Here is a 17,794-nt window from a genome sequence, read left to right as displayed (position 1 = left end):
GGGCGCAAAGAACTCAGCCGTTGCGAATGCGCGCGACCAGAGCCTGCGTGAATGCCTTGGTATTTGCCGTGCCGCCCAGATCTCCGGTACGCACCTGATCAAGGTTATAGGTCTGGTCGATTGCTTTGCGCAGCCGCGTTGCCTGTTCGTACAGCTTGACGTGATCCAGCATCATCGCCGCGGCCAGGATCAAGGCAACCGGATTGGCGATGCCCTTGCCGGCGATATCCGGCGCCGAACCATGGACGGCCTCGAAGATCGCCGCGTCCTTGCCGATGTTGGCGCCCGGCGCCATGCCCAGTCCGCCCACCAGACCGGCCACCAGATCGGACAGGATGTCTCCGAAAAGATTGGTCGTGACCAGGGTGTCGAACTGCCACGGATTGATCACCAGCTTCATTGCGCAGGCGTCGATGATGACTTCATCCATCTCGATACGATCCTGGTAGTGCTCGCGATACAAGTCGCGCGCCTCGTTCAGAAAGATCCCGGTCAGGGTCTTCATGATGTTGGCCTTGTGCACCACCGTGATCTTCTTTCGCCCGTTGGCGACAGCGTGCGCGAACGCATATTCCAGCAAACGACGCGACCCCTGCCGCGTATTCACGCCAGTGGCAATGGCGACTGCGTGCGGATCCCCATCCAGCGGGATGTAATGCTCATAGCCCATGTACAGGCCTTCGAGATTTTCGCGGTAGACGATCAAGTCGATGTCGTCGTAGCGCCCACCGGGAATCAGCGTCTTTGCCGGTCGCACGTTGGCATAGAGCTTGAACGCTTCACGCAGACGCACATTGCTGGAGCGGTAGCCACCGCCCGAGGGCGTTTCCAGCGGCCCCTTCAGTGCCAGTCGCGTGCGGCGGATGCTGTCAAGCACTGCATCCGGCAGCGGATCACCTGCGCTCTTGAGGCCCGCCAGCCCGGCCTGCTGCACATCCCAGTCAAACGACACGCCCAGCGCATCGAGCGCTGCCAGCGTGGCGTCGACGATTTCGGGGCCGATGCCATCACCAGGAATCAGGGTTGCGGGAATGCCGGAAGTCATGATCAACAGTCCATTGAATTGAAGAGGTACGGCGAGTGGTCACGCTGCCGAATCTGCGCCCACAATTACCGCTACAGTATCCGAAGAGTGTATTCCGGTCGTGCCCCAATGAACTACGACAATGGTCTATGTCGCACGTCGCGCGCACCGCGGCGCCCGGCGAACCCGGGTTCAGCGCAATGACCGTGCGCCGCGTGCACCAACTAATGGCGAGCCGCACCGCCCTGGACTCAACGAAATGATTCGCGAAATTCTCCGCATGGGTGATCCGCGCCTACTGCAGATGGCCAGACCAGTTGCAGACTTTGGCACCCCAGAGCTGCATGCGCTGATCGCCGACATGCGCGAAACGATGGCGGCAGCCAACGGCGCCGGACTCGCCGCACCGCAGATCGGCGTTGATCTCCGTGTGGTGATCTTTGGCGTCGGCCACAACCCACGCTATCCGGATGCAGAGACGGTGCCGTTCACCGTCCTGTGCAACCCGCAGCTGACGCCGCTGTCGGACGCGCAGGAAGAAGGATGGGAAGGCTGCCTCAGTGTGCCCGGCATGCGCGGGCTCGTTCCCCGTTATGCGCGGCTACGCTACAGCGGTTTCGATCCGGAGGGCACTCCGATTGAACGCGAGGTCAGCGGGTTTCACGCACGCGTCGTGCAGCACGAATGCGATCATCTGGACGGCGTGCTGTATCCCATGCGCATTCGCGATCTGCGACAGTTCGGATTTACCGAGATCCTGTTTCCGGGCCTCGGCCTCATCGACGATTGAACCCGTCAGCACCGCGCATACATGCGGTGTGATCCCGACAACCCTTTGAGCTGCGCTTCACGCCCGGCATCAAATTTGAATCGCGCGTCGTCTCGCAGCTGCTGGTAAACCTGCGCTGACACCAGGGTCTCACCCCCGTGCGCCTGCGCGGCAATGCGTGCCGCAAGAATGACCGTGATGCCAAAAAAGCGGTCGCCTTCCTTGATTGGCGTGCCGCTGTGCAAGCCTATCCGCACACGGATCGGCGTATCCGGATGCCGCGCGCTGTAGCGGGTCAGCTCACGATGGATCTGGTCGGCGCAGCTGAGTGCTTTTGCCGCATCGGCAAATGCCAGCAGGAACCCGTCACCCTGCAGTTCAACCTCCTGCCCGTCATGGTGAGCGACCGCGCGACGCACGACCCGGTTGTGCTCCTTGATCACGCGATGTGCCTGCTGGTCTCCCAGTCGTTGGGTCATCGCGGTGAAGCCTTCCATGTCGCTGAACATGATGGTGACGGTGCCGTCGGCCGCAGTCGCTGCACTGAAGTCCGGATTGCGCAACTCGACCGCGGCAATGATCGAGTCCAGCGATGATCGAACAACCCGGCGCGCCACGCCTTCGGCTTCCGCCCGAACGGTCTGCGCCAACTCGGTGACGCGGCGCACGCCCAGGCTGCCAGCCGCGCCGACCAGATCGCCGATCAGCTCACCGAGGCTGGCCTGCTCCGCAACGGTCGCCACTGGCGTCGCGCGTCGCGGTTCGACGCGCGCAAAACCCAGCCATCCGGAAATCTCAGGGGCAAACAGCAGCAACAGCAATCCCCCACTCAGCTCGATCAGCAGCCCAAGTCCCTGCGCTGCCAGCATCCAGCCTCGATCTGCAGATGGCCCCGCCATCAGCTCGCCCAGCACCACGATGAAGACATTCGAAGTCGCCACCACCAGCAGCATGACTGCGCCCAGGCGAACGACCGCGGCTGCGTCATTCACCGCCTGGCGGTGTGCCGGCGCTATCCGGCTGGATAACGCTTTTGCCAGCCACGGCGACGCAACCCAGAGCAGCAGCGCGGATAACAGGTCGATCCCGAACCTGGCATGCTGCACGGCCAGCGCCACCAGCGAGCGTGCCTCGGGTGCAACGTATCGCTGCCACAGGTCCGCCATCAGCGGTGGCAGACCCGCCAGCGCTTCCACGCCGAAGTACAGCGCCAACAGGCGACAACACAGATGACTCAGACTGCGAACGTCCACAGCGACTCCCGATCGAGCGGCGACTATACGACGCCGTCACTCAGCGGAGCATGATCCCGATTTGCGCACGCGACACCGCGCTCAGAATATGCGCGGAACGAAGCGTGGGACGCGGCGCTGATAGTCCGCGTAATCCGGATATTTCGACCGGGAAATACGTTCGCCAAGATTGGCGCTGCCCTGGAACAGCAGGATCAGCAGCGCGCAACCGGCGATGCTCCAGTTGAATCGGCCCGTCGCCACGACGCTGAACAGAAAGAACACTACCCAGATCGATTGTTCGGCGAAGTAGTTGGGATGACGTGAGCGTGCCCACAGTCCGGTCTTGATGAAGCCGGACGGCGGAACCTCACCGCGCGCAGCGCGCTGCCGTTTTTCCGCCTGGAAGTTCCACTGCTGCTGGTCCGCCACCATTTCAAATACGACCAGCCCCAGAAACGCCAGCGCCAGCAACAGATCCGGCACACCGAGCGGGCGCATTGCGCCGTGGACCATCAGCGACGGCAACGCGATCAGCAGCAGCAAGGCATTCTGGTACAGGCAAATGAAGAACAGGTTGAACAAGGTCCAACCAAGGCGCGTATTCAAGCCAGGGTTCTGACGTACATGTGCCCAGCGGTAGTCCTCGTGACCCGTCCAGAACTTCCAGCTGTACCCACCATGGCGTGAAAAATTGTAGGTCAGTCGGACACCCCATACGGTGGCCAGCACCGCCATCAGCAGCATGCGCGGATCGATCCCCTCTGCACCTGCACCCGCAATTGCGAGATACCAGGCATAGACCACCGGGGTGATGCTCCAGAGCTTGTCGACCTGGCTGACATTGCCAGTGAGCTCGCCGAGAACGAAACACGCCGCAGCGAAGCACAGCATGATGACGCCAACTGAGTGAAGCAGCTGCCATTGTTCGGCGCTGAGTGGGTGATCGAACTTCAATGCAAGCAGCGGAATCAGGATCAGCGTTGCGATCAACAGCACTGCAGTCTTGCCCATCTCAGCTTCTCCGTAGGACAGCAGGGTGAGGCTGCGATCCAATCATCGACCAGCAAAGAACGTTCACAAACGTCAGCGCGATCAGGCGCTCTATCGCGCCGTCAGTACCAGCTGCACCGAGCTTGCATCCGTACGTGCGCGCAGCTGCAGCACTTCGGCATCCGCGGCGGACACGATATCAGCGCCGTCAACGCTGGCTTCGTAACCATTGGGATAGTGCCGCCGCGGCACCCAGACCTCGGTCAGCGCGCCATGCATGTCGCGGGTGGAGCCATCGGCCGCCTTGATCAGATAGCTCAGTTCGAATTGACGGGTGCCGGCGCTGAACGACCATGCCTCCGGCGTTCCGGCGATTCGCCGTGGGAACGGCCGCACCAGCGCGTCAAGCTTGGCCTGGTCGAGATGCTCCGCGGTCGGAGGATTCGAAGGGTGATCGATGACGCCTTCGTCCGGACGTTCACAGCAGACGTCCTCGTTCCACCATGCCCAGTACTGCCACGACACACGGTTGGCATCGGCCAGATCGACCATCCGTGTGATCGCATCGATATCGTCAGTCGCACCAAATTCGCTGAGCAGCAGCGTCTGCGGATATTTCTGCGCCTGGGCCTCGGCGTTGCCGAAGACGCTCTGCTCGAATAGCGGGCCACACAGCGTGCCCAGGCCCAGTTCCGGCGGAATCCCCACGACGCCGAACGGGCAGGCATAGTTGTGGAAGCTCAGCCCGAAGCCGTTGGCGCCATGCAACTCACCGTGTGCGGTCGGAAAGCCTGCGTTGAAATTGGTCGCGTAGGGTTCGTAGAACAGCACGGTCTGCGGATCCACGATGGTGATCGCATCCACCACGCGCTGATGAAACGCCGTCAGCGCCGTGTCCTGGTCCCCCAGGCACCCCAAGGGATTCAGGCAGGTCAGCGTCGCACTGCCGGGATAAGGTTCGTTCAGCAGGTCATACCCGAACACGCCCGGCATCTTGACGAAGCGTTGCGCCACCTGCGTCCAGGCCTCGGCAAACTCATCCTGCAAGCTCATGCCACGCGCGCTCTGCGCAGGCGTCTCGCCGTTGATCCCCAGAAACCGGTCGAAGGCTTCCCACAAGGCGTCGCAGGTGAAGATGTTGACTGGAAAACCTTGGGCACAGCGCGGCGAATCAGCCGGATCACCGGCAACGCTGTCCTGCGTCGCCCAGTCCGCAAAGCCTTCGCCCTGATAGCGCTCGTTGTAGAGATCCTGATGAAAATCCAGCAGCACGTAGATTCCACGCGCGGTCAGGAGCTCAGCCGTCGCGGCAATGTCATCCAGATAGGCAGCGTCATAGTGACCGGGTTCGGGAACGAAGCCCTTGTGGATCAATCCGAGGCGCACGGTATTGAATCCCTGGCTGGCGATGAAGTCGGCATCGTCGGCACCAAACCCCAGTGCCGATGGCCGATACGGCGGCCGCTTGGCCACCATGTTGAAGCCATGCAGCACGACGACCCGGCCATCGGCATCCATCAGCCATCGCCCGGATTGCGTCAACTTGGCGCGCACAGGCTCGACACCCTTTGCCGTGGACGCGCTGTCCCCGCCACAGGCTGAAAGCAACCCCGCTGTCAGCCCTGCAGCAACCAGCCACCCCCGTGCGGCACGTCGATGCATCATTCGTCTCCCCCTGCTGCCCGCATTCCGCGGGCCATCCCTGCTCAGGCCGCGGCTGCGACCTGGCTCGACGCTACATTGGCGTTCGTGTCTTTTGCGATGTGCTGCGCCGCGGCGTACCCGAACGCCATGGCCGGACCCAGGGTCGAGCCGGCGCCGGCATAGGTCGGTCCCATCACCGGGGCCGAGGTATTGCCGGTGGCATACAGGCCCGGAATCACGCTCCCGTCTTCGCGTAACACGCGTGCGTCTTCGTCGGTTACCAATCCGCCCTTGGTTCCGATTTCACCCGCATCCATGCGCACGGCATAGAACGGCGGCTTGAGGATCGGCCCCAGGCAGGTGTTCGGCTTGACGCTGGGATCGCTGTAATAGCGGTCGATCGCGGTCTCGCCTTTGTGGAATTCGAGATCGATGCCGGTCTTGGCGTACTCGTTCATCTTCGCGACGCTGGCCTTCAGCCCCTGCGCGTCGACGCCAATCTTGCCGGCCAGCGCATCCAGCGTATCGGCCCTGTAATAGACGTTGTCGAGCCAGTCCTTGGGCAGCTTGGAATCCGGTTCGATCTGGCCCGGCAGAAAAATGCCCATCGGGTACTTGTAGCGGAAGGTTGCGTCGAACACGAGCCAGCACGGCACAGTGCCATTACCCTTGGCATCGTCGGCGTACATCGCGTTGCGGAAGTCCGGGTAGGCTGCAGCTTCGTTGACGAAGCGCTGACCCTTCTTGTTGACGGCGACGCAACCCGGCATGCCGCGCTCGACGAACAGGGTGATCTGCTGTGCAGCGCCCGGCCGGCGCACCGTCGGCGAACCCCAAACCAGATCCATATGCTTGAGTGCAGCGCCCAAGGCCTGACCGGCACGAATGCCGTCGCCGTGGTTGATCGGCGGTGCCGCGGTCCATTCGACCTTGGTTGGCTTGGCCAGATACTGTTCCCGCATCTGCGGATTGGATTCGAAACCGCCGCAGGCCAGCACCACGCCGCGACGGGCGCGATACCGTAGCGTGCGTCCGTCACGCTTGACCACGACACCGACGACACGTCCCTGATCGTCGATCAAGGACTCCATCCCGGTCTTCAACTGCAGCGGCACATTGTTCTGCATCATCGCGTAACGCATTGCCGCGACCATGCCCTGCCCCAGCACCTGCCGGCGATCCCGATGCGTGCGCCGACGCCAGCCGAAATCCAGCCAATATTTCAGCAACAGCTTGATCGTCAGCCAGACCCAACCCGGACCGCGCGAGAACAGGGTATGCGCTTCAACCTGGTCCATCGCGATCCGGCCCATCAGCAAGGTGCCCTTGAACGCCTCACGCTGATGATCGAACTCGTCACCCAGCAAGCGTGCGTCAAATTCAGCCGGCTCCATCGAGCGCCAGCCTTCCTTGCCGCCCGGTCTGTTCGGGTAATAGTCAGGATATTTCGGCACGTTGCGGAATCGCACACCGAAAGTCCGCGCCATAAAGCGCACCATCTCCGGCGCCGTTTTCAGATACGCCGCGATGCGAGATTCCGGTACTTCGTCGCCGATCAGACCCTTCAGGTAGGTCATCGCCTCATCAAAGGAATCGGAACCGCCGGTACGCGCGATGTCGTCGTTACAGGGAATCCAGATGCCGCCGCCGGAGACCGCGCTGGTGCCGCCATAGTAGGCGTCCTTCTCGAGCACGACCGCAGACAAACCGTGGCTCTTGGCACACAGCGCCGCAGTCATGCCGCCACCGCCGGAACCCACAACGATGACATCGAATTCCTGATCGAACCCCTGACCTGCCTGATTGCTCACTGATGTCTCCCCCACACGTTCCGGACCTGGATCTGCCTGCACTTACAGGAAGTAGTCCGTGTTTTCCTTGCCCAGCAGCACGCTGCCGTAGTTGCGACCGAACTGTTCCGGATTGTTCGCGTAGTGACCCCGCGCAGCCATCATGTCGGACAGATAGCGGTGCAACGGAAAGTCGAGAAAGATGCCGCGACCGCCGCAGGCCGAGAACAGCTGATAAGTGTGGCGCGCGCACCGCTCCACCACCTGCGCCGCCTGATAGCGGAAATGACTGCGCTGGCGGATGTCATCCAGCGGCTGATGCGCACGGATCTTGTTCATCAGCACGTCGAAATTGCGCTGCAGCACCAGCTTCATCTCGTCGACCGCGAGCGCCGCATCGGACGCGGCCAGCTGTGCTGGCGCCTGCTCCGAGGTCTTGTTGCCCATGTCACCGACGCGCACTTGGGCGAAGTCCAGGAACGTATCCAGCGCACCCTGCAGCCCGCCGATGGCCGCAGTCGACACCGCGCGCACGAAGATCTGCCCGAACGGCAGCTTGTACAGATCGGAGGTGAAGGTCTCGCGTCCCGGATTGGTGCCCATGAAACCGTCCGACGCCTTGTGCGTGCGGTACTCCGGCACGAACACATCCTTGACCACGATGTCTTTCGATCCGGTGCCCTTCAGACCCATCACATGCCAGGTATCGATGACTTCGAAGTCCGAACGCGGCAACAGGAATGTGCGGTACTCCGGTGGCTGGCCTTCGTTGAAAATCAGGCCGCCGAGGAACACCCACTGGCAATGATCGATACCGCTGGAGAAACCCCAGCGTCCGCTGAACTTGAAACCGCCTTCCACCGGCGTGACCTGTCCCTTGGGCATGTAGGTCGAGGCAATTCGCACGTCGGTATCGCCCGCGCCCCAGACATCCTCGGAGGCACGCGGATCGAACAGTGCAATCTGCCAGTTGTGCACACCGATGACGCCGTAGATCCACGCCGTCGACATGCAGCCTTCGGCCAGCGCCATCTGCACGTCGTAGAACACCTGCGGGTCCATCTCGTAGCCGCCGTACTTCTTCGGCTGCAGCACGCGGAAGAATCCGGCTTCCTGCATTTCAGCGACCGTGATGTCCGGCACCTTGCGTTCGGCTTCGCACTGAGCCGCACGTTCTTTGAGTCGCGGAATCATGTCGCGCGCCCGCTGTACCAGCACATCAGGACTGATCGGGGACGTCTTGGATTGGGTTTGCGTCGACACTGCGTTCTCCTTGCCTCTGTCATGTACGGCGTGTCGCGCTGTCGCACGCATGCCTCGTCAAGCCTGCACTTTTTCATACAACGGCCCGATTCAGGATCGTCCGAAGTGACTACTCAGCGTCCACAGTGGGACCCGCGACCATTCACGCTTGCAGGCCATGCGGATACGTCCATGGTTCATCAATGGATGCGATCCCGTAGTCACCGACGGTCCGGTTTGCGCCGTACAACACCGCCCGTCGGCGACACCGGCAGTTCATTCAAACGGGTGATGTCGCGCTGCAGTCGAGTTCCCACACTGGCGCCGTACTTGTGGGCAGGTCGGCCCGCGACTCGACAGATCACAAAGGCAGCCGCCGGGTCTCATCCGCGGCGCGCGGAGCAACACGATGGCAACTACTGCGGAATACGAGCTGGGCGAATTCACGTTCCCTCGCGGATGGTTCATGATCGCCGAGTCGGCGAAGGTGACCGATACACCGCAGGGTGTGAAGTTCTTTGGCCAGGAGTTCGCGCTGTATCGCGGCAAGCAGAGCGGCAAGGTGATTCTGCTCGACGCCTATTGCCCGCACATGGGCACGCACCTCGGACGTAACTCCACCTCATACGTGTCGATGGACGGCGCCGTCGAGGGCGATTCGATCCGCTGCCCGTATCACGCCTGGCGTTTTGGCCCGGATGGCAAGTGCAACCAGATTCCGTACAGCACCGGGCCGATTCCTCCAGCGGCGAAGGTCCGCGCGTGGCAGGTGCAGGAACACATGGGTGCGGTATTCGTCTGGCATGACCCCGAAGGCGGCGAGCCGGACTACGAACTCCCGGTCATTCCGGAATGCGGCGATCCGTCGTGGGTGCCGATCGCGTTCGACGATCTGGGCGTGGTCAACTGCCATACGCAGGAGATCCTCGACAACATCACCGACGTCGCGCATTTCGGACCGATCCACGGCTCGACGACGAAATACTTCGAGAACGAGTTCCGCGGCCAGGTTGCCGTGCAGCGCATGGGCGGTGGCCATCGTACCCTGACGACCGAAGGCGGACCCCTGCTTGAGACCACCGCGACCTACACCGGCCCCAGCCTGCTGATCACCAAGATGACCGGCACGCACGACTCGTACATCTATATCGCACATACCCCGGTTGACGACGGCAGCGCCTACGTCTGGCACGGATTGATGGTGAAGTCGCCCACTGGCCAGCCCGCCTACACCGAGCAGGACGTCGAAATTGCACGCCAGTATCAGGCAATGGCATTGGCCGCGTTCGCGCAGGACTTCGAAGTCTGGAAATACAAGCGCCCGAATATTCGCGGCCTGTATGTTCAAGGCGACGGTCCGTTCCTCAAGCAGCGCGCGTGGTACAGGCAGTTCTACAATCCGCGCTCGATGCGCGACGAGATCCTGAAACCGGTCGAAGGCATTTACCACGCTCGCGGCATGGACGGCGCACCCACCACGCAAGCCGCCTGAATCGATCCTCGAAACACAGACGACAGCGCCCGATTCGTTCGGGCGCTGTCGGTTTAACGCCGGATCAAGGTATCCAGCGTTAGCGCGTCCCCCAGCGGCGTCGCTCCATCCAAAGCGAGTAGCGGTACCTGCAGCCGCTGCAGCACATCACGGCTAACCGCAATCCAGCCGGTATGCGTGCCGCTGATCAGCTGATACGCCGCTTCGGCCATCATTTCGACCGGCTCAACCCAATCGGGATGCGCAGCGGACATCCGCTGCGCGATCTCCGCAGCACTCTCCGAATGCGCGATCTTGTACGGCATCAACGCATTCACCCCGACTCCGCTGCCATGCAGCTCAGCCGCGAGGCCCAGCGTGTACCGCTCCAGCGCAGACTTAGAGCAGCCATACAGCGTCAGCGCGTGAACAAACTTTGCCGGCCCGGGGTAGGGAATGGCCGGCTGCCGCGCCGTCTCGCTGCTGATGTTGAGCACGCGACCCCAGCCGCGCTCCAGCATGCCCGGCACGGCCTGCTGGATCAGATCCACCGGCGCATGAAAATTGATCTCGAACATCGCCTGCCGCGCTGCGGCATCGATGCGGCTCGGCGGCGCATATGCGGTAATCGTGGCAGCGTTATTGACCAGAATGTCGATCGCACCGAACGCGGCTGCAGCCCGACTCACCAGCTCTGCCCGCATTGATGCATCCGCCAGATCGGTGACCACGGCGGCGGCCTGCCCTCCAGCGGCGCTGATCAGCTCGCAGGTCTCGCGCAGACCCGACTCCGAGCGCGGCGAGGCCGAAACCACAACTGAGGCCCCCTGTGCCGCCAAGCGGCGCGCGATCGCTCTTCCGATCCCACGGCTGGCGCCCGTCACCAGCGCCACCCGCTTCGAAAGTGTCTGAATGGCAGTCATGCTCGTCCCCAAGTGCGCTCAGAAGGACCATCATCCCTGACACCGCGCCGGCACGCGACTCCGCGAAGCCGGATCGACGGCACACGGAGGTAGACCATTTTGAAAGTGGTGCGCCCGACAGGATGACTCACTGCGCGCGCCCTGCGGACCGTTCCCGCAAGGCGGGGAGGGTCAAGCCGGCTGACGCCGGCGTGTCGAACCCTGCATGGCTTGTCACAGGTTCGAATCGTCTGCTTCAGACAACTCATCGCTGATGCGACGCGATATCCGATTTGAGAATTTGGTGCGCCCGACAGGATTCGAACCTGTGACCCTTGGTTTCGGAAACCAATACTCTATCCAGCTGAGCTACGGGCGCGTGGGGCGCTCATTCTAGTGAAGTCGGTGGCGATTGTCGTCGCCGAATCCACAGGCGCCAGGCAGCGCCTTGCCTTCCGCGCTTATTCGAACCAGACCTGCACGCGGTTACGGCCTTCGCGCTTGGCCTGATACAGCGCTACATCGGCTTGTCGCAACAGCTCGGCGAAGTCCCGCGTGGTGGGGCGCATCGCTGCGACGCCGATGCTGACGGTGACGCCAATCTCACGCCCACCGCTGGTCGGCACTCGGATTTCGCCGATTGCGCGGCGAAGGCGCTGCGCCATTTCCGTCGCGGGCTGCTTGTTCGCGCGCGGCAGAACCACCGCAAATTCCTCGCCGCCGATGCGGCCGACACTGTCGATCTTGCGGCTGTTATCGACACAGGCCTTGGTCACGGCGATCAGCGTGCGGTCACCGACCTCCTGCCCATAGGTGTCATTGATGCGCTTCAAATGGTCGATGTCGAGCAACAGCACCGACAAAGGTTCTGAGAAGCGTCGGGCACGCTCCAGCTCATTGTCTGCGAGCTCAAGCAGATGTCCGCGCGAGCTGACGCCGGTGAGTGGATCCCGGGTCGCACGCTGATATAACTGCTGCTCGCGCTGACGCGCTTCGGTGACATCCTGAAACACCTCGACGAACCCAAGCAGCTCGCCACTCTCGCTGCGCACCAGATCCAGCGTCGTCTGTGCAATGAATTCGGTGCCATCGCCACGAACACGACGCTGCTCGTCGCTGCAGCGCTGGTGGGCACGGACGAATTCCAGCGTTCGGCGCGGAATGCCTTCGGCAATCGCTGCGGTTGGAAACAGCTGCTCGAAGGGCCGGCCGACGGCCTGATCGCGCTGCAGCCCGGTGATCTTCTCGGCACCGTGATTCCAGCTGCGAATGATTCCGCGCCGATCGATCAAATGAATGCCAAAGGCCGAGATACTGGACACCATCTCGGAATAGCGCTCTGGCGCACGCTGCAGGAGTTGCGCGTGCTGCTGCGGCCAGAACACCGAGGGGGCATCCGCACCCGATCCGCGATAGGGCGGCAGATGATCGAAACCTTGGTCCCAGGCGGATGTCATCTGTGCATTCTACGCCGCGAAAGGGGGGCGTCCTCAAGCCAGACGCCCGGCGCCATGTCAGACGGATCCAGCATGACTATCCGCAGCGCGGCGATGTCAAAAAGTCGGCCGAACCCTGCCGGCGAACGGCATTTCCAGACGAATCGACCGGCCGATCCGCTGGCGGCCGATCGCTCGCCGTCGGGATCACGCGAACCTGACGCAACCCCTGGTCGACCCGCTACACTGCCGGCCCTTTTCCTCTGGATCGGCCATGCGTCAAGGCCTGTTCGCGGCCGCCGGCGCCTACCTGCTGTGGGGACTGTTTCCGATCTACTGGAAACTGCTGCACCACGTCCCGGCTTTGCAGATCATGGCGCACCGCATTGTCTGGTGCGCAGCCTTCGTCGCGGTCTGGCTCAGCCTGCGCGGCGGCTGGTCCTGGCTGCGCGCGCTGTCGCCCAAGCTGATCGGCATGCTGGCCGCCAGCGCCTTGATGGTTTCGATCAACTGGTGGTTGTACATCTGGGCGGTCAACGCCGGCTTCATCGTCGAAACCAGTCTCGGCTATTTCATCAATCCGCTGGTCAGCGTGCTGCTCGGCGTCGTGGTGCTCCATGAGCGCCTGAATCGGGTGCAGTGGGCGGCGGTGAGCGTCGCCGGCCTCGGGGTGCTGTGGCTGACGCTGCAGGCCGGACACCCGCCCTGGATTGCGCTGGCACTGGCGCTTTCATTTGGCGGCTACGGCCTGATCCGCAAACTCGCGGTGGTGCCTGCCGTCCAGGGTCTGATGATCGAAAGCGGTCTGCTGTTTGTGCCGGCCCTGTCGATTCTGCTGTGGCAGGAGGCCCATGGCGGCGGCGGTTTCGGTCATATCGATACGCGGACGGACACACTGCTGGTGCTGGGCGGCCTGGTCACGGCGCTGCCCCTCATTCTGTTCGCCATCGGCGCTCGGCGCATTCCGCTGTCGATGGTCGGCATCCTGCAGTATCTGGCGCCGACGCTGCAGTTGCTGTGCGGAATCTGGCTGTTTCACGAACCGTTTTCATCGATACAGGCAATCGGCTTTGGCTGCATCTGGGCCGCGCTGGGTTTGTACGCCGTCGACGGCCTGTTGCGAAACCGGCGGCGTCCTCCTGCAGTCGCGCAGCAGCAAGGCTAGAATCGCTACCCGATCATTCGCGCGCTGCCGGCCTCCGGCAGTGCCACATTCGATATTTCAGGAGTCAATGGATGCGCAGCCCAGATGCCGCACGCTTCGAGGATGAGGACGAGCGCGAACCAAAACCCGAGGACGCCGCAGCACGCAATCGCGGTCTCGAGGAGCGCCTGTTCAAGGCCCGTACGATTCTGATCTACGGCGGCATCAACCAGAAGCTGGCCGAAGCCGTCACCGCCCGGCTGCTGGCGCTGGACGCCGAGTCCAACGACCGCATCCGCATCTTCATCAACAGCCAGGGTGGTCACGTCGAGTCGGGCGACACGATTTACGACATGATCAAGTTCGTGAAGTCCGAAGTGCAGATCATCGGCACCGGCTGGGTCGCCAGCGCTGGCTCGCTGATCTATTCGGCCGCCAAACCGGAAAACCGCATCAGCCTGCAGAACACCCGCTTCCTGCTGCATCAGCCGTCCGGCGGCGCCGGCGGCACTGCGTCGGACATTGCAATCCACGCCAAGGAAATCGTGCGCATGCGTCAGCGGCTCAACGAGATCTATGCGCGGGAAACCGGACAGCCGGTCGAGCGCATCACGCGCGATACCGAGCGCGACTACTGGATGTCCGCCGAAGAAGCCAAGGAGTACGGCCTGGTGGGGCGCATCGTCAGCAGCGCCGCCGATCTCGACTAGTCTTCGTGCCCGTCGCGTGGTTCACACCACGCGATCCAGCAGACGCTGTAATGCGCCGCGGTTCTGGTCGACCGCGGCGCGCCCTGCATCCCCCATGCGCTGGCGTTGTGCGGGGTCGCTCAACAGCATCTTGAGCAGTGGCCCCAATGTTTCAGCGTCAACCTCCAGGCCGGCGCCAGCCTCCAGCAGCAGGTCGCGCGCAGCGACGAAGTTGTGCATGTGCGGGCCGAACAACACCGGCTGACCCAGCGCCGCGGGCTCCAACACATTGTGCCCCCCGATCGCGACCAGCGAACCGCCAACGAATGCCACATCGCTGGCAGCAAAGTACGCAAACATTTCCCCCATGCTGTCACCCAGCAGCACGGCCGTCGCGTCGGGCGACGGCGGCAGCTTGGCCAGATCCAGCGCACTGCGTCGCGTCAGGCCCAGGCCGGAGCTCTCAACCAGGCGCGCCACCGCATCAAAGCGCTGTGGATGACGCGGCACCAGAATCAGCAACGCATCGGGCAATGCCTCGCGCAGCTGGCGATGTGCCTGAAGCATGAAAGCATCCTCGCCCTCATGGGTGCTGGCGGCGATCCACACCGGACGCTGCCGACCGATCCACTTGCGCAGCATCGCGCCAATCTGAAGCTGCGATTCCGGGATCGTCTGATCGAATTTCAGATTGCCGATCGCCTCGACGCGCTGCGCAGGTGCCCCCAGCGCCCGGAATCGCTCGGCGTCGGCTGCGCTCTGCGCCGCGATCAGGCTGCAATCGCCCAGGGTCGACGCCGCAAAACCCCGCACCCGGCCGTAACCTCGAAACGAGCGCGGCGACAGTCGTGCATTGGCGATCGTCAGCGCCACCCCGCTCCGGCGCAGCGCGCGGAACAGATTCGGCCACAACTCGGTTTCCATGATGATCACGCGCTGCGGACGCACCCGGCGCAGAAAGCGCGCCACCACATGCGGCAGGTCATACGGCGCATAGCTGTGCAGCACTGTGTTGCCCAAAGCCTCCAGCACTCGCGCCGAACCGGTCGGGGTCGTGGTGGTGACCCAGACGCGCCGTTCGCCGTATCGCGCCACCAGCGCGCGGATCAGGGGCAGCGCAGCCAGCGACTCGCCCACTGAAACCGCGTGGACCCACACCGCGACCGGCGCGTCCGGTCCTGGCACATAGCCGAAGCGTTCCGGCATGCGCAGACGGTAGTCGCGCAGCTCGCGCGAACGCCACAGCAGCCGCAGCACCACCAGGGGCGTGAGCAGGTACAACAACAAGGTATAGAGGGTGCGCATCGCGACAGGGTAGCGGGCACGCCGCGCCGGCTACAATTCACCGATGGCCGCTCCACGCTTCCACGCCGCCCTGCTGCACCCGCGCCACTGGCCCACCTGGTCTGGTGTGGGGCTGGTCTGGCTGATCAGCTGGCTGCCCATTGCGTTGCAGATGTTCCTTGGCACGCAGATCGGCTGGCTCGCCGGGCGCCTGCTGAAACGCCGCCGCGACGTCGTGCGGACCAACCTTGGCCTAGCCTTTCCTCAGCTCGACCCCCAACAGCGCGAGCGCATGGTCGATGAACATTTTCGCGCACTCGGCGCCGGGGTGTTCGAAACCGCGCTGGCCTGGTTTGCGCCGGACTGGCGACTGCGCCACCGTGGCGAGGTCGTCGGCCTGGAGCATCTCGACGCCGCGATGGCGGATGGTTCCGGCGTCCTGCTGCTGACCGGGCACTTCACCACGCTGGAAATCGGCGCGCGCTTCCTGTGTCTTGCCGGACGCCCATTTCATGCGATGTACCGGCCCTACAACAACGCGGTCATGGACCACCTGATGCATCACTGGCGTGAGGGTCGCTCCGGCCTGCCAGCGCTGCCGCGCGACGATCTGCGACGCCTGGTCAAGAGCCTGCGTAGCGGACACGCGATCTGGTACGCGCCGGACCAGACCCTCGATATGCGCATGAGCGTCTATGCACCGTTCTTCGGGACGCCGGTACGCACGATCACCGCCACCTCCCGGCTGGCCCAGATGGGCCGCGCCAAGGTGGTGCCGTACTTCCCGCGCCGCGTTGCCGGTCGCTACGTCATCGAATTCCTGCCGGCGCTGACGGAATTTCCTGGCACCGATGAGGTCGCCGACGCCACCCGCGTCAATCAGGTGATCGAGCAGGGCGTGATGCTGGCACCGGCTCAGTATTTCTGGGTCCACAAACGCTACAAGGGTCTGCCGCCGGAATACCCGCCGGTCTACGCGCGTACCCCCAAGCGCCGCCCGTCGTCGGGCTGATCGATCAAGCAGCGAACCGGGCTGGTATAGTGCGCACCGTCAAGCTCAGGGGATTTTTGCGCATGTATCCGTTCTACCGTGCCGTCGCTGTTGCCGCCGCTCTCGCCCTTGCTCCGGCAGCTTTTGCCGCCGACGACAATACGCTCGCCAAAGCACAGACCCTGATGTCGCAGGGCAAAGCTGACGATGCGCTCAAGCTGCTGGACGCGCACGTCAAGAAGAATCCGCAGGACGCCGAAGCGCGCTTCACGCGCGGTCTCGCACTGGCGCGCCTGAATCGCAACAAGGAAGCGATCCAGGTGTTCGCGGACCTGACCCGCGACTATCCGCAACTGCCGGAACCGTTCAACAATCTCGCGGTGCTGTACGCCGCTCAGGGCGATTACGAGAAGGCTCGCGACGCACTGGAAGCTGCACTGGCGACGCACCCGACCTATGCGACCGCACATGAAAATCTCGGGGATATTTACGCCGCGCTGGCCGGCGCCGCGTATAACCGCGCGCTGCAGCTGGATGCCGCAAATCAGGGATTGCGCCGCAAATTGGCGCTGATCAACGATCTGGATTCGACCACGGTCGCGGTACCGCCAGCGCCGGCAGCGGTGGCCATCGCGCCGACCCCGGTTCCAAGTGCCGCACCGCAGACGCCCGCCGCCGAAGCCGTCATGCCGGCTCCCGCCGTAGCTGTCGCCGAGACTCCAGTACCGGCAGCAGTCGAACCTGCGGTCGAGACGCCGGCGGCAGCGGCAGCGCCGGTTGAAGCCGCCGCCCCCACCGCGCCGGCGCTCAGCGATGCCGACAAGGCCGGCCTGCAGTCAGCCGTCGAAGCCTGGGCAGCCGCTTGGTCGTCGCAGGATCTGAACGCCTACTTCGCGGCATATGACGCCGACTTCACGCCGGAAGGCGGCCTGTCGCGCAGTGCTTGGGAAACCCAGCGGCGCGCTCGCATCTCGGCACCCAAGAAGATCAGCGTGAAGGTGGCCGAGACCAGCTTCAGTGCCGGCGCCGACGATCGCGCGAGCGTCAGCTTCCGCCAGAACTATACGTCCGACAACTTCAAGGACAGCGTCGTCAAAGTGCTTGATTTCAAGCGCAACGGCAGCAGCTGGACCATCCTTCGCGAGTACTCGCGCTGATGTCGTCGCTGTCACATCGGATCGCA

At 63.3% G+C, this 17,794-nt stretch carries 15 protein-coding genes and 1 tRNA gene; 6 read left to right on the top strand and 10 right to left on the bottom strand.

What is annotated here, in order from left to right:
* Positions 1–13: 13 nt before the first annotated feature.
* A complete protein-coding gene (locus tag E4T66_RS14470; protein ID WP_136849772.1) occupies positions 14–1,045 on the bottom strand; it encodes an isocitrate/isopropylmalate dehydrogenase family protein in 1,032 nt (343 codons plus the stop codon).
* A gap of 238 nt (positions 1,046–1,283) precedes the next feature.
* On the opposite strand from E4T66_RS14470, the gene def reads away from it, so the two are divergent.
* A complete protein-coding gene (gene def / locus E4T66_RS14465) occupies positions 1,284–1,814 on the top strand; it encodes a peptide deformylase (protein ID WP_136849771.1) in 531 nt (176 codons plus the stop codon).
* Between the two features lie 5 nt (positions 1,815–1,819).
* Here the strand turns inward: def and E4T66_RS14460 are convergent, their stop codons facing one another.
* The 5 genes from E4T66_RS14460 to E4T66_RS14440 form a co-directional block, all read right to left on the bottom strand.
* Positions 1,820–3,046, bottom strand: a complete 1,227-nt coding sequence (locus E4T66_RS14460; protein ID WP_136849770.1) for an adenylate/guanylate cyclase domain-containing protein — start codon at positions 3,044–3,046, stop codon at positions 1,820–1,822.
* A gap of 81 nt (positions 3,047–3,127) precedes the next feature.
* Positions 3,128–4,039: a DUF1295 domain-containing protein gene (locus E4T66_RS14455; protein WP_136849769.1), complete on the bottom strand. Its 912-nt coding sequence runs from the start codon at positions 4,037–4,039 to the stop codon at positions 3,128–3,130.
* 90 nt (positions 4,040–4,129) lie between these two features.
* On the bottom strand, positions 4,130–5,680 hold the full coding sequence (locus tag E4T66_RS14450) for a cellulase family glycosylhydrolase (protein ID WP_169577639.1): 1,551 nt from the start codon (positions 5,678–5,680) through the stop codon (positions 4,130–4,132).
* Positions 5,681–5,724: 44 nt separating this feature from the next.
* A complete protein-coding gene (locus tag E4T66_RS14445) occupies positions 5,725–7,473 on the bottom strand; it encodes an FAD-dependent oxidoreductase (protein WP_136849767.1) in 1,749 nt (582 codons plus the stop codon).
* Positions 7,474–7,515: 42 nt separating this feature from the next.
* Positions 7,516–8,646 carry an acyl-CoA dehydrogenase family protein gene (locus E4T66_RS14440; protein ID WP_367396759.1) on the bottom strand — a complete coding sequence of 377 codons (1,131 nt, stop codon included), beginning with the start codon at positions 8,644–8,646 and terminating at the stop codon, positions 7,516–7,518.
* Between the two features lie 457 nt (positions 8,647–9,103).
* Here E4T66_RS14440 and E4T66_RS14435 point away from each other — a divergent pair, with 457 nt between their 5' ends.
* Positions 9,104–10,186 carry a Rieske 2Fe-2S domain-containing protein gene (locus E4T66_RS14435; protein WP_136849765.1) on the top strand — a complete coding sequence of 361 codons (1,083 nt, stop codon included), beginning with the start codon at positions 9,104–9,106 and terminating at the stop codon, positions 10,184–10,186.
* A 53-nt stretch (positions 10,187–10,239) separates the two neighbouring features.
* On the opposite strand, the gene E4T66_RS14430 is transcribed toward E4T66_RS14435, so the two are convergent.
* From E4T66_RS14430 to E4T66_RS14420, 3 genes are all read right to left on the bottom strand, one after another.
* A complete protein-coding gene (locus tag E4T66_RS14430) occupies positions 10,240–11,088 on the bottom strand; it encodes an SDR family NAD(P)-dependent oxidoreductase (RefSeq protein WP_136849764.1) in 849 nt (282 codons plus the stop codon).
* A 281-nt stretch (positions 11,089–11,369) separates the two neighbouring features.
* Positions 11,370–11,446 (bottom strand) — tRNA-Arg (locus E4T66_RS14425).
* 82 nt (positions 11,447–11,528) lie between these two features.
* On the bottom strand, positions 11,529–12,524 hold the full coding sequence (locus tag E4T66_RS14420) for a GGDEF domain-containing protein (RefSeq protein WP_136849763.1): 996 nt from the start codon (positions 12,522–12,524) through the stop codon (positions 11,529–11,531).
* A gap of 253 nt (positions 12,525–12,777) precedes the next feature.
* On the opposite strand from E4T66_RS14420, the gene rarD reads away from it, so the two are divergent.
* Both rarD and E4T66_RS14410 read left to right on the top strand, forming a co-directional pair.
* Entirely contained in the window at positions 12,778–13,668 is an 891-nt protein-coding gene (gene rarD, locus E4T66_RS14415; RefSeq protein ID WP_136849762.1) for an EamA family transporter RarD, read from the top strand.
* 71 nt (positions 13,669–13,739) lie between these two features.
* Positions 13,740–14,357 carry an ATP-dependent Clp protease proteolytic subunit gene (locus E4T66_RS14410; protein WP_136849761.1) on the top strand — a complete coding sequence of 206 codons (618 nt, stop codon included), beginning with the start codon at positions 13,740–13,742 and terminating at the stop codon, positions 14,355–14,357.
* A gap of 21 nt (positions 14,358–14,378) precedes the next feature.
* On the opposite strand, the gene waaA is transcribed toward E4T66_RS14410, so the two are convergent.
* Positions 14,379–15,641 carry a lipid IV(A) 3-deoxy-D-manno-octulosonic acid transferase gene (gene waaA / locus E4T66_RS14405; RefSeq protein ID WP_136849760.1) on the bottom strand — a complete coding sequence of 421 codons (1,263 nt, stop codon included), beginning with the start codon at positions 15,639–15,641 and terminating at the stop codon, positions 14,379–14,381.
* Between the two features lie 43 nt (positions 15,642–15,684).
* Between waaA and lpxL the strand changes: the two genes are divergently transcribed.
* Together lpxL and E4T66_RS14395 are read left to right on the top strand one after the other, a co-directional pair.
* The gene (gene lpxL / locus E4T66_RS14400; RefSeq protein WP_136849759.1) at positions 15,685–16,632 is read left to right on the top strand and encodes an LpxL/LpxP family Kdo(2)-lipid IV(A) lauroyl/palmitoleoyl acyltransferase; all 948 of its coding nucleotides are present in this window, start codon (positions 15,685–15,687) and stop codon (positions 16,630–16,632) included.
* 62 nt (positions 16,633–16,694) lie between these two features.
* Positions 16,695–17,768 carry a tetratricopeptide repeat protein gene (locus E4T66_RS14395; protein WP_136849758.1) on the top strand — a complete coding sequence of 358 codons (1,074 nt, stop codon included), beginning with the start codon at positions 16,695–16,697 and terminating at the stop codon, positions 17,766–17,768.
* Positions 17,769–17,794: the final 26 nt, after the last annotated feature.

Source organism: Sinimarinibacterium arenosum, assembly GCF_005047655.1.
In the GTDB taxonomy this organism is placed as follows: Bacteria; Pseudomonadota; Gammaproteobacteria; order Nevskiales; family Nevskiaceae; genus Solimonas.
This window is presented reverse-complemented; position numbering and strand designations above follow the sequence as displayed.

Excerpts from the sequence above, each read along its gene's own strand:
- E4T66_RS14470 (WP_136849772.1), bottom strand. The coding sequence starts at position 1,045 with ATGACTTCCGGCATTCCCGCAACCCTGATTCCTGGTGATGGCATCGGC.
- def (WP_136849771.1), top strand. The coding sequence starts at position 1,284 with ATGATTCGCGAAATTCTCCGCATGGGTGATCCGCGCCTACTGCAGATG.
- E4T66_RS14455 (WP_136849769.1), bottom strand. The coding sequence starts at position 4,039 with ATGGGCAAGACTGCAGTGCTGTTGATCGCAACGCTGATCCTGATTCCG.
- E4T66_RS14450 (WP_169577639.1), bottom strand. The coding sequence starts at position 5,680 with ATGCATCGACGTGCCGCACGGGGGTGGCTGGTTGCTGCAGGGCTGACA.
- E4T66_RS14440 (WP_367396759.1), bottom strand. The coding sequence starts at position 8,646 with ATGATTCCGCGACTCAAAGAACGTGCGGCTCAGTGCGAAGCCGAACGC.
- E4T66_RS14435 (WP_136849765.1), top strand. The coding sequence starts at position 9,104 with ATGGCAACTACTGCGGAATACGAGCTGGGCGAATTCACGTTCCCTCGC.
- E4T66_RS14430 (WP_136849764.1), bottom strand. The coding sequence starts at position 11,088 with ATGACTGCCATTCAGACACTTTCGAAGCGGGTGGCGCTGGTGACGGGC.
- E4T66_RS14420 (WP_136849763.1), bottom strand. The coding sequence starts at position 12,524 with ATGACATCCGCCTGGGACCAAGGTTTCGATCATCTGCCGCCCTATCGC.
- rarD (WP_136849762.1), top strand. The coding sequence starts at position 12,778 with ATGCGTCAAGGCCTGTTCGCGGCCGCCGGCGCCTACCTGCTGTGGGGA.
- E4T66_RS14410 (WP_136849761.1), top strand. The coding sequence starts at position 13,740 with ATGCGCAGCCCAGATGCCGCACGCTTCGAGGATGAGGACGAGCGCGAA.
- waaA (WP_136849760.1), bottom strand. The coding sequence starts at position 15,641 with ATGCGCACCCTCTATACCTTGTTGTTGTACCTGCTCACGCCCCTGGTG.
- lpxL (WP_136849759.1), top strand. The coding sequence starts at position 15,685 with ATGGCCGCTCCACGCTTCCACGCCGCCCTGCTGCACCCGCGCCACTGG.
- E4T66_RS14395 (WP_136849758.1), top strand. The coding sequence starts at position 16,695 with ATGTATCCGTTCTACCGTGCCGTCGCTGTTGCCGCCGCTCTCGCCCTT.